We start from the raw sequence: 11,395 nt of genomic DNA, 5'->3' as shown, positions 1-11,395 counted from the left end.
TTCAACCTGCGCTGTCCAGACCTTAGAGCATTTTGACGTCAACTTTTGCCTGATCTAGCAAAAGTTTCGGCGTGAAGCGGGAGCTAGTAGGTGTAGATCCGTCCGGAAGGTCACTGAGAAGGCGATTCTCCACCCTTCGAGCGCAGCTTGCGGTCGTCGCGCAACTCAACGTAGGGCTCCCGATCGACCGGCCGGAGGCCACCGCTGATCGCCCGCGCCCGCGCCAACTCGGCATCGAGCTCCGCACCGAACAGGATCGCGATGTTGCTCAGCCAGAGCCAGACCAGGAAGATGATCACCCCGGCCAGTGCCCCGTAGGTCTTGTTGTACGAGCCGAAGTTGCTCACGTAGAAGGCGAACAGGCCGGAGACCAGCAGCCAGATCAGCACCGCCAGCACTCCACCCGGGCTCACCCAACGGAAGCCGCCCTGGCGCGCGTTCGGCGACGCCCAGTAGAGGATGGCGAACATCAGGCTGACCAGGACCAGCAGCACCGGCCACTTGGCGATGTCCCACACCGTCACGGCCGTGCTCCCCACCCCCAGCGCGGCACCGACCTCCTCGGCGAAACGGCCGGTGAAGACCACGATCACCGCGCTGGCCAGCAGCATCACGCCGATCACCGCGGTGACCCCGACCCGGATCGGCAGGGTCTTCCAGATCGGCCGCCCCTCCGGCACGTCGTAGATCGAGTTGGCGGCGCGCATGAAGGCGGCGACGTAGCCGGAGGCCGACCAGAAGGCGGCGAGCAGACCGATGATCGCGGCGATACCGGCCAACCCACCGTTCTGGTGGGCCTGCCCGATCGCGGCGTCGAGGATCTGGCGGATGTTCTGCTCGGGCACCGACTCGGCGACGGTGTCGCGTACCGTCCGGGTGGCCTCCGTGCCCATCAGGCCGAGCAGCGAGACCAGCACCAGCAGGCCCGGAAAGATGGAGAGCACGCCGTAGTAGGTGAGCGCCGCGGCCCAGTCGGTCAGTCTGTCGTCACCGAACTCACGCCCCGTGCGGCGCACCGCCGCCATCCACTCGCCACGCGACAACCGGCCCGGATGCGCAGGCGGGTCACTCGCCTCACGATCCACCTGGCTGCGGTCGGCACCCGACTCGCCCCGCCCCTCAGCGGCACGGTCGTCTCGCCGCTCCTCGGGAGCACGGTCGGCACCCGCCGCGCCCCGCCGCCCGTCAGGGGCGGTGTCGGGCCCCGGGCCACGCCGGTCTGGACGGGAAGACTCCTCGGAGGCCATCGCCTCTCCCCTCGGCTCCGCTCGCGGTGATCGTTGAGGACACATGCCCAGCGACCGACGTGAAGTAACCCAGCCGCACCGGACGGTGCGCCGGCTCGGACCGCCTCGGCCGACCCCGAAGCAGCCCCGCCGGGGCGTGAAAGAGTCGATGCAGGCCCGGTTCCCTGCGCGCGGGAAATGCGCCGACCCTGCTTCCCGTCGACGGGAAAGGGGCGAATTCGACCCGGCGCCAATGGGTTCGCATCGCCCGCCGGGACCGGCCAACGGACCGGCGATGCGCTCCGGGCGCACCGCATCGATCTTCCGGGCGGCATCGACCACCCGGCGACCGAGGCGGCTCGAGGCGATACCGACCGTAGTTGTATGCACGGAGAGTAATCGTCTGAGCTGATTTTCTTGCCGACCCACACGGCCGCAAGATGTCCGCTAACTCGATAAAACGGACAGCTCTCGCCGCCCTCCTCGCCACCCGCCCCCACCCTCATCGGCACGTCCGGGCCAATCGTGAACGCTATTCTTAATTATTGCCGCGACACGTGACATGAAAGAATTTAAAGTCACTCAGCGAAGCGATGTTCGACTATGTCCCCCAACGCGGAGTCAATTCGCGTATCGTCCCCCCTCGTGTCGGCTATCCGATTCACCGAAGATTCCGGACCTGAGCGTCACGGCGGACACAGCCGAGTCGCGGAGGCGGAGGCGCCCGCCGTCAGGACCGATCCGGTCCGGATCGATCCGGCCGAACTCGCCGGGCGGTTCGAGGACGAGAAGCCGGGTCGGGTGCTGACCGGACCGGTCGCCCTCGCCCTGACCGCGGCCACGCTGGCGATCGGCCTGCTCGCACTCTGGCAGGTGTTCCGGCCGCTGGCCCAGGGCAGCAAGTACTACCTGATCTTCTTCCTGGCCGGCGTACTCCCGTTGGTCTTCCTCGCCTACCCGGCCGACCTGAGGCTGCCGCGCCGCCTGCGGGCGCTCGCAGGGCGGGAACCGTCGGCGGCGACATCCCACGCGACCGTACCGGGCCGGTCCGGGCCCAGCCGCGTCGACTGGCTGCTGGCCGCCGCGGCGCTGGCCGGCTGCCTGTACCCGGTGCTACCGATCGCCCTGGCCGGCGGTGGTGGCGGCTACGACGCCTTCCTCGACCGGCAGGGGCTGCTGGTCGGGATGGACGTGGCGATGGGCACCGTCCTGCTGCTCCTGCTGCTGGAGGGTTGCCGGCGCACCACCGGCTGGATCCTGCCCGCCGTCTGCCTGGTCTTCCTCGGCTACGGCTACTACGGCGGGCTGCTGCCGCAGACCTGGGCGGTGGCGCACGCCGGGCTGGACTTCGGGCAGTTGGTCGACGCCTTCTACAACTCCGACAGCGGCTTCTACGGCACCCCGCTGGACGTGGCCGCCACGTACATCGTGCTGTTCACCATCTACGGGGCGGTGCTCGACCTCTCCGGCGCCGGCCGGTTCTTCGTGAACCTCTCCGCCGCGGCCTTCCGGCGCTCCCGTACCGCGGCCGGTCGTACCGCAGTGGCCTCCGGCTTCCTGCTCGGCACCGTCTCCGGCTCCGGGGCGGCCACCACCGTCAGCATCGGGGCGGTCACCTGGCCGATCCTGCGTCGCGCCGGATACCCGGCGGAACGGGCCGGCGGGATGCTCGCCGCCGCCGGCGTGGGTGCCATCCTGTCCCCACCGACGCTCGGCGCGGCGGCATTCATCATCGCCGAGTACCTCGGCGTGTCCTACCTCCAGGTACTCGGCTGGGCGGTGGTGCCGACCATCCTCTACTACCTCGGCATCGTGCTCTCGGTGGAGATCGACGCGCGTCGCTCCGGAGTGCGGCCGGCAGCCCTTGCGGCCGGTTCCGCCTGGCGGCTGCTGGCCCGGTCCGGCTATCACTTCGCCTCCCTGTTCGCCATCGTCGGGTTGCTCGCCGTCGGGCTGTCGGCGACCCGTGCCGTGGTGCTGGCCACCGTCCTCGCGATCGCCCTGTCCTTCCTGGACCGGACCCACCGGCTCACCCCGGCCCGGCTGGCCGCCGCGCTCTCCAACGGCGTACGCGGGGTCCTCGCGGTCACCGTCGTCTGCGCGGCGGCCGGCGTCATCACCGCCACCACCACCAAGACCGGTCTCGGTCCGCAGGCCGCCGCGCTCCTGGTCGGTGCCGCGAGCGCGGTCAGCTCCGAGCCGGCCGTGGTGCTCGCGCTGACCGCGCTGCTCGCCGCCGTCGCGCTCAGCCTGCTCGGCCTGGCGGTCCCGGTGACCGCGTCGTTCGTGATCGGCTGGGTGATCATCGGACCGGCCCTGCTCGACCTCGGTGTCAGCGCACCCGCCGCCGCCATGTTCGTCTTCTACTTCGCGGTGCTGTCCGAGGTGTCGCCACCGACCGCACTCGCCGCCGTCGCCGCCGCCGCGGTCACCGGCGGGCGGCTGGTGCCGACCATGTGGCACACCCTGCGGTACGCGCTTCCGGCGTACCTGATTCCGCTGGCGTTCGTGATCACCCCGACCGGGCTCGGCCTGCTCGGCATCGGCGGTCCCCGGCGCATCCTCGTCGCGGCCGTCGTCACGGCCCTCGGTGTCGCGGTGCTGGCCGTCGCGGCCGGCGGCTGGCTGCCCGGCGTCGGTGCGGCGGGCGTGCCGGAACGCGTGATCGGCGGGGCCGCCGGCCTGACGCTGCTCTGGCTGCAACCCGCGCCCGTCGCGATCGGTGCCGTGCTGGCCGGCGTCATGACGGTGGGCGTGTTCGTACGACGCGGATCCGCCGGCCCCTCCGGCGGAACGCGAGCCGGATCACCGGCATGACTCAGGAAGGAGACAGTGTGGGACGGATCAACGCGCGGCTCGTGGCCGGGGTGGGAGCCCTCACCCTCGTCGCCGCCGGCGCCGCCGGTTGCGGAGGCCGCCAGGGCGCCGCGGCCACGGACGACACCGGGAGCGCCGTCACCTGTGAGGTGGCCGAGAACACCCGGGTGGGCATCGCCACCGGTAACGCCACGGGCGTCTACTACGTGGTCGGCAACGCCCTGGCCGGGCAGCTCTCGGAGAGCACCGGCGGCCGGTTGACCGGCACCGCAGCCGAGACCGGAGCGTCGGTCCAGAACATCGAACAGCTCGTCGGTGGCCAGTACGACGTGGCTTTCTCGCTGTTCGACACGGCCGTCAACGCGGTGGAGGGCAAGGACAGCTTCAGCGCACCGCAGCCGGTCGAGGCGCTGGCCCGGATCTACGACAACTACACCCAGGTGGTCGTCCGGGCCGACTCGGGAATCAACACGGTGGCCGACATGCGCGGCAAGAAGATCTCGACGGGCTCCCCCAAGTCCGGCACCGAGGTCATCGCGAACCGGCTGCTGGAGGCCGCCGGTCTGAACCCGGCCACGGACGTCCAGGCCCAGCGGCTCGATCTCACCAAGACCGTGGAGGGCGTCAAGGACGGCACCGTCGACGGCTTCTTCTGGTCCGGCGGCCTGCCCACCGGCGGCCTCACCGACCTGTTCACCACCGCCGGCGACAAGGTGAAATTCATCGACATCACGCCGTTGCTGCCCAAGATGAGCGAACTGAACCCCGCGTACCAGGCCGGCACGATCGGCAAGGACGTGTACTCCACAGTGGCGGACACCCCGACCATCGTGGTCCCGAACGTGCTGCTCGTCCGCAAGGACCTCGACGCCAACGTGGCCTGCGCCATCACTCGGACCGTCTTCGAGAAGAAGGACGCGCTGGCCCAGGCCAATCCCGCTGCCAAGGGCATCGCCCTGGACACCGCCCGCAGGACCGACCCGGTCGGTCTGCACCGGGGCGCGGCCAAGGCGTTGCAGGACCTCGGCGCGAGCTGACCGACGGCGGCCGGGCCGGACGCCTGACACCCCGGCCCGGCCGCCCCAGACCTCGGGAGACCCCCGTGCCGCTGTCCTCGCTGGCCCGCGTACGCCGGCACAACCGTCCGTCCGGCCACACCGGCCGACTGTGGTCGGTGCGTACCCAACTGCTCGCCCCGATCCTGATCGCCACCGCCGGCCTGCTCGTGCTGGGGGCGATCCAGACCGGTGACGCTCTGGCCGCCTCCACCGACGCCGAACGGGCCCGGGTGCTGGCCGGCACCGCCACCGCCACCGTCTCACTGGTACACGAGCTGGAACGGGAACTCGGCGAGACGGCGGCGCTCCGCCAGCGCGGCGGTACCTCCGGCCGCCAACTGGTCGACGCCCAGCGGCGCCGGGTCGACGAGACCAGCGAGCGCTACCAGACCGCCAGCGCCGACGCCCGCCGCACCGCGCCGGACCTCGGCCGCGACCTCGACGGCGTGACCGAGCACCTCGACCAGCTCGACGAGGCCCGGATCGCCGCGCTCACCACCGACAACGCCGATGCGATCTACGTGGCGCTGGTGGAGTCGCTGCTCGCCGTCGCCGACGCGCTTCCCGCCCAGCTACGCGACCCCGAGCTGGCCAACCGCGCCCGTGAGGTGGCCGCGGTCGCGGCCCAGGAACACCTGGCATCGCTGGAACGTGACCTGCTCCGGGCCATCTTCGTCCGAGGTGAGCTGGTCGAGGGCGAACTCGCCCGGCTGGGCCGACTGCGCGGAGCGCAGGAGCAGCGGCAGGCCGAGTTCTCCCGGATCGCCGGGGAACGCGCCACCGACGCGTACACCCGGCTGATCGCCGGCGGCGACGTCTCCACCGCCCGGCGGATGCGCGACAGCGCGTTGAACGCCGACGCCGAGCCGGCCGCGCTGGCCGCCGACGGCGACGCCTGGTACGTCGCCCAGAGCGGTGCCATCCGCCGGTTCAACCTGCTCGGCCGGGAACTCTCCGACGAACTGGACCGGCGCGCCGCCGAGCTGGCCACCGCCGCCCGACAACGGGCGCTGGTGACCGGCGGATCCACCGCCGGCCTGGCGCTGGTCTCACTGACCACCGCCGCGCTGCTGGCGGTACGCACCAGCCGCCGGCTGCGCCGGCTACGGGTGGCGGCGCTGACCATGGCACACCGGGAACTGCCCGAACGGATCACCGCCATCGCGGCCGGTGACAGTGGCCCGACCGAGGGCACCGCCTCGCAGCTCACCGCCGGAATCAGCCGTGGACGCGACGAGATCGCCCAGGTGGCCGAGGCGTTCGACACCGTCAACCGGGCCGCGCTGCGGCTCGCCGGCGCGCAGGCCGAGCTGCGGATGGACGTGACCCGGATGGTCGAGGCGCTGGCCCGCCGGATCCGTACGCTGATCACCCGACAGCTACGGCTGCTCGACGAGTTCGAACAGGACGAGACGGATCCGGACGCGCTGGCCCGACTTTTCGCCCTCGACCACCTTGCCGCCCGGATGCGGCGCAACGGGGAGAACCTGCTGGTCCTGGCCGGCGGCGAGCCCGGACGCTCGCAGGACGGCCCACATCTGGTGGCCGACGTCGTACGCGGTGCCGCCTCCGAGATCGAGGAGTACGCCCGGGTCGAGATCGACGTGCCCACCGCCGGTGTGCAGGGTTCGGCGGTCGGCAACCTGGTGCACCTGCTGGCCGAGTTGCTGGAGAACGCCACCTCGTACTCTCCGCCGCACACGCCGGTGCATGTGGACGGTCGACGTACCGTCGACGGGCTGACCCTGCGCGTACACGACCAGGGCATCGGCATCGGCGAGAACCGGCTGGCCGAGATCAACGAAAGGCTGCGCGCCCCCGCCGCGTTGTCCAGCGCGGCGGCCGGCAGTATGGGCCTGCACGTGGTGGCCCACCTGGCCGCCCGGCACGGCATCCAGGTGCGGCTGCACAGTGCCGGTGCCGGGACGGTGGCCCAGGTGGACGTGCCGGAGTCGCTGCTGACCCGGATGGAGCAGCTCACCGGCCGCCCGAACACCGTCGGCCGACCGGCTCCCCCGGCCGTCGGCGCCTGGTTCCGGCACCGGGGCGCTCCGGCGGTGGTCGGCGCCGCAGCCGACTCCTACGACGTGCACCGGGCCCCGACGATGACGTTGCCGGTGGTGGGCAACGGCGCGGCGGCCTGGTCACCCGAGCAGCCCGGTCAACCGCACTACCGGCCGCCCGCACAGCCCGTCGGCGTCACGCCGAACGGGCCGCCCGCGTCGGCCAACGGTGCGTCAACCTGGCGGCCCGGCGCCGCCCGTCCCGAGGAAGCCACCTCGGCCGGCCTGCCCCGGCGGGTACGCGGCGGCGGCCTTCAGTCCGAACTGCACGACGTGCCGCCGCCGCAGGCCACGCCGGACCTGCTCGACCCCGAGGTGGTACGGGCCCGGCTGTCCGCCCTCTCCGCCGGGGTGGCCCACGCGATGCGACGCAACCAGCAGACGAACGGGAGACCCTAGATGATGCCCAACGGCAGCCCCGGCCTCGACTGGCTCCTGGCGAACTTCGCCGAGAAGGTACCGGACGTGTCGCACGCCCTCGCCGTCTCCGGGGACGGGCTGCGGCTCGCGGCCTCGCCGCACCTCTCGACCGACCAGGCGGACCAGCTCGCCGCCGTGATCAGCGGCCTGGCCAGCCTGACCGTCGGCGCTGCCCGGTTGATGTCCGCCGGCCGGGTCCGACAGCAGATCGTGGACATGGACGGCGGCGTACTGCTGGTGATGGCGGTCGGCGACCGCGCCCTGCTCGGCGTGCTGGCCGCCGCCGGATGTGACCTGGGTCAGATCGGCTACGAGACGGCGACGCTGGTCCAGCGGGTCGCCGAGGCACTCGAACCGGCGGCCCGGACCTGGGCGGGCCAGCAACCCGGCGGAGTGCCGGCATGACCGGCCCGCAGGTGACGCCTGACCGCGCCGAAGGTGCGGACACGCCCCGACCCGCCGCGCACGCCGGCACGCCCCGACCCGCCGCGCACGCCGGCACGCCCCGACCCATCGCGCACGCCGACGCGACCGAGGGTCGGCGGCGCGACAAGGTCGGCGGAGGTAGGGGGCGGCGGTTGGTGGCGACGCTGTTGGCGGTCGCGCTGGTCACCGGCTGCGGTGCCGAGCGCACCCCGGAGGCTCGACCGTGGCACGACGGGCGCATCTTCCTGGCCACCGGCAACACCACCGGGGTCTACTACCAACTCGGCGGCGGCTATGCCGACGTCATCAGCCGACACCTCCCGGGCTACGAGGCTCGGGCCGAACCGACCGGGGCCTCCGGTGAGAACATCACCCGGTTGGCCGACGGCGACATGGAGATCGCTTTCAGCCTCGCCGACACGGCGGCGGACGCCACCGCCGGCCGTGGCGCCTTCGACGGTCGCCCGCAACCGGTCCGGGCACTGGCCCGGGTCTACAGCAACTACACCCACGTGATCGTCCGGGCCGACGCGCAGATCGCCGACCTCGCGGGACTGCGTGGCAGACGGGTCTCCACCGGCTCACCGAAGTCCGGCACCGACGTCATCGCCGGTCGCCTGCTCACCGCCGCCGGACTCGACCCGGAGCGGGACGTACGCCGAGCCCGGTTGTCGCTGCCGGAGACGGTCGCCCGAATGCGCAGCGGCACGCTCGACGCGATGTTCTTCTCCGGCGGTCTGCCCACGCCGGGCATCGCCGACCTGCTCACCAACGCGCCGGACCGGTTCCGGCTGCTACCGGTCGCCGACCTGATCGAACCGTTGAGCGCCACGCACGGCTCGGTCTACACCACCGCCGAGCTGCCCCGCGACGCCTACGACACCCCGTCGGGCACCCCCACCGTGACGGTCGCCAACGTGATCCTGGTCAGCGCGGAGATGCCCGACGACCTGGCGTACGACCTGACCCGCCTGCTCTTCACCTACCAGGCCGACCTGGCCGTGGCGCACCCCGAGGCGCGCAACTTCGACCGTGAATCCGCCGCCACCACCGACCCCATCCCCCTGCACCCCGGCGCCGCCCGCTACTACCAGGGCGGCTGACCCACTCGCTACGGAGCCCTCACCGCACTCCCGCACTCCCGCTCCCCGCTCCCCGCTCCCCGCTCCCCGCTCCCCGCTCCCCGCTCCCCGCTCCCCGCTCCCCGCTCCCCGCTCCTGAGATCTTGGACAATTTCCGTTAGGTCGTCCGAACGGGAACCTTCCAAGATCTCAGCGGTTTGTGGCGTCGGGTTGCCAGCCGGCGGCCAGGAGGGCACGGCGAACGGTGTCGGCGACCTGCTCCGGGTGTGCCCGGACCAGCCACGCGGGAAGCGGAGAATCCGCTCCCCCGCCGTCCAGACGTCGTTCCGTCGTCGCATGTCCGCCGTCCACTGGCGTACGTCCATGTGATGCGAGCCGTCGATCTCCGCGTGCACGCCCCACTCCCGCCAGTACGCGTCCAACCAGCGCGTCCGGCCGGCCGCGTCGGTCCGCCGCTGTTGCAGGTCGGGCCGGGGCAGACCGGCACGACGGCAGAGCCGGACGAAATCGATCTCACTCAACGCCTGAGCGCCGCCGGCGATGTCGTCGATGGTCTGCCGGATCAACAGCCGCCGAGGCGCGCGAGGCAGCACTTCCAGCACGGCGGCCAGTTCCTCCGGCAATACCCGCCGCTGCTGGCAGCCGGCGGCGAGCGCCTCCTGCGCCAGGCGCGGCGAGGGTGCCCATCCGGCGGCGTCGACAAGTGCCCGCGCGGTGGTCGTCCGGGGCGGACGGCCGACCTGGAGATGCGCATCGGGCAGGACCGATGTCCGGTGCACCACCACGGCGGCCATGTCGATCGGCAACTGGCGTAGGGTGGTCCGCCCGGCCCGACGGGACGCCGGCACGAGCACGTGCAGGGGCTCGGATCGCAGGCCACGTACCCCCGCCTCGATGGCTGCCGTGGTACCCGCGAGCGCCGCGCCCGGTCCTGCGGCGAGAACCGCGACCCACAGCTGCTGATCCCGGGTCAACCGGCCGTTGCCCGCCAGCAGCAAACCACGACTGATCGAGCGCCACCGTCGGGAACGCACCAGCCCGCGTACGGTGCCATCGGTGAGCACGGTGCGGGCCTGCGCGCTGGTGAGCACACCAGCCTGCTCGAAGGCCAACCACTCCAGCGCCCCAGCCGCCTCATCGGGAACCATCCACCGACAGTGGTCGCCCCATCGGCGGCACACCACCAGATCTTGGACAGAATCCGTTAGCACGTAACTGTTAGCACGTAACGGAAACTGTCAATGATTGGCCGGCTCAGCCACCGGGACGGTGGCGGAACGCCGGGATGGTGGACGCGGTGGGACTACGGACGTACGGGAAGGTGGGCGACGAAGGCGCGCCTCACCTGGGCCCGACCCCGCTGAGGCGCGGCGCGCTGCCCTGCTGCGGCGCTGAACTGTGGCACTCCTGATGCTCGACACGCCGGCCGGAAGACACCTGGATTGCCACGAATCGCCGCGGCCCGCGACGCCCCGGGGGCCGGGCGCGAGCTACTTGTAGAGCAGGCGGCCCATCCGGCGGGAGGCGATGAGCAGGCCGGCTGCCAGTACGACGAGCAGGTAGAGGACGTCGAGCGTCCAGCTCCAGCCGCCGGTGTCGACGGTCAGCGCGCGGATCAGGTGCACCGCCCGGTAGAGCGGAGTCACCTCGACCAGCCACCGCAGCACCGCCGGGTACGCCTCGGCGGGCACGAAGGTGCCGGAGAAGAGGAAGAGCGTGAACTGCGCCGAGTTCATCAGGTCGAAATCCTGCCAGCTGCGCATGAAGGTGGAGAACGCCATGCCGAGCGCGCCGAACGCGAAGCCGACCAGCACCGCCGCCGGGAACGCGGCGAGCGCGCGGGCGGGCGTGGTCAGGTCCATCGCCACCATCACCACGAGGAACGCGGCCGAGTACGCGCTGCCCCGCAGCATCGCCCAGGCCAACTCGCCGAGGGCGATCTCGAACGGCTGCACCGGGGTGGCGATCACCCCGTCGTACAGCTTCATGTACTTCATCTTCCCGAAGAAGTTGAAGGTGGTCTCCGCCAGCGCGCCGGTCATCGCCGACGAGGCGAGCATGGCCGGGGCGACGAAGGCGGCGTACGTGACGACCGTGCCGCCGGGCAGCGTCAGGTCGCCGATCAGCGCACCCACCCCGACGCCGATGGACAGCAGGTAGAGCAGCGGCTCGACGAAGCCGGAGACCAGTAGTAGCCAGTAGACGGACTTCAGGGCCGCGACGTTCCGTTCGGTGACCGACGCGGATCGCCGCGACGCGGCCGAGACGTCGACCAGCCGGGGCAGCACCAGACTGACCATGAC

The 11,395-nt window shown here is 71.8% G+C and carries 8 protein-coding genes; 5 read left to right on the top strand and 3 right to left on the bottom strand.

Features of this window, described 5'->3' with window-relative positions:
• Nucleotides 1-110: 110 nt before the first annotated feature.
• Nucleotides 111-1,247, bottom strand: coding sequence for a YihY/virulence factor BrkB family protein (locus AB0J93_RS17660; protein WP_363923043.1), 1,137 nt, complete (start codon nt 1,245-1,247; stop codon nt 111-113).
• Between the two features lie 729 nt (nt 1,248-1,976).
• Between AB0J93_RS17660 and AB0J93_RS17655 the strand changes: the two genes are divergently transcribed.
• The 5 genes from AB0J93_RS17655 to AB0J93_RS17635 all read left to right on the top strand — a co-directional run bounded on the left by AB0J93_RS17655 (nt 1,977) and on the right by AB0J93_RS17635 (nt 9,113).
• Complete coding sequence (locus AB0J93_RS17655) at nt 1,977-4,043, top strand: TRAP transporter fused permease subunit (RefSeq protein ID WP_363923405.1); 2,067 nt, start codon at nt 1,977-1,979, stop codon at nt 4,041-4,043.
• A 17-nt stretch (nt 4,044-4,060) separates the two neighbouring features.
• On the top strand, nt 4,061-5,080 hold the full coding sequence (locus tag AB0J93_RS17650; protein ID WP_363923041.1) for a TAXI family TRAP transporter solute-binding subunit: 1,020 nt from the start codon (nt 4,061-4,063) through the stop codon (nt 5,078-5,080).
• Between the two features lie 65 nt (nt 5,081-5,145).
• Nucleotides 5,146-7,563, top strand: coding sequence for a nitrate- and nitrite sensing domain-containing protein (locus tag AB0J93_RS17645; RefSeq protein ID WP_363923039.1), 2,418 nt, complete (start codon nt 5,146-5,148; stop codon nt 7,561-7,563).
• Nucleotides 7,564-7,989: a roadblock/LC7 domain-containing protein gene (locus tag AB0J93_RS17640; protein ID WP_363923037.1), complete on the top strand. Its 426-nt coding sequence runs from the start codon at nt 7,564-7,566 to the stop codon at nt 7,987-7,989. It abuts the gene before it with no gap.
• The gene (locus AB0J93_RS17635; protein WP_363923035.1) at nt 7,986-9,113 is read left to right on the top strand and encodes a TAXI family TRAP transporter solute-binding subunit; all 1,128 of its coding nucleotides are present in this window, start codon (nt 7,986-7,988) and stop codon (nt 9,111-9,113) included. The genes AB0J93_RS17640 and AB0J93_RS17635 overlap by 4 nt, the downstream gene beginning before the upstream one ends.
• Before the next feature lie 8 nt (nt 9,114-9,121).
• Here AB0J93_RS17635 and AB0J93_RS17630 read toward each other — a convergent pair whose 3' ends face one another.
• Entirely contained in the window at nt 9,122-10,240 is a 1,119-nt protein-coding gene (locus AB0J93_RS17630; protein WP_363923033.1) for a hypothetical protein, read from the bottom strand.
• Nucleotides 10,241-10,582: 342 nt separating this feature from the next.
• Complete coding sequence (locus AB0J93_RS17625) at nt 10,583-11,392, bottom strand: ABC transporter permease (protein WP_363923031.1); 810 nt, start codon at nt 11,390-11,392, stop codon at nt 10,583-10,585.
• Nucleotides 11,393-11,395 lie beyond the last annotated feature (3 nt).

It is taken from the genome of Micromonospora sp. NPDC049374 (assembly GCF_040677165.1).
Lineage (GTDB): Bacteria > Actinomycetota > Actinomycetes > Mycobacteriales > Micromonosporaceae > Micromonospora.
The sequence above is the reverse complement of the archived record's forward strand: the minus strand, read 5'-3'. Positions and strand labels throughout refer to the sequence as shown.

Coding starts and splice junctions, on each gene's coding strand:
- AB0J93_RS17635 (WP_363923035.1), top strand. CDS start 7,986: ATGACCGGCCCGCAGGTGACGCCTGACCGCGCCGAAGGTGCGGACACG.
- AB0J93_RS17625 (WP_363923031.1), bottom strand. CDS start 11,392: ATGGTCAGTCTGGTGCTGCCCCGGCTGGTCGACGTCTCGGCCGCGTCG.
- AB0J93_RS17660 (WP_363923043.1), bottom strand. CDS start 1,247: ATGGCCTCCGAGGAGTCTTCCCGTCCAGACCGGCGTGGCCCGGGGCCC.
- AB0J93_RS17640 (WP_363923037.1), top strand. CDS start 7,564: ATGATGCCCAACGGCAGCCCCGGCCTCGACTGGCTCCTGGCGAACTTC.
- AB0J93_RS17630 (WP_363923033.1), bottom strand. CDS start 10,240: ATGGTTCCCGATGAGGCGGCTGGGGCGCTGGAGTGGTTGGCCTTCGAG.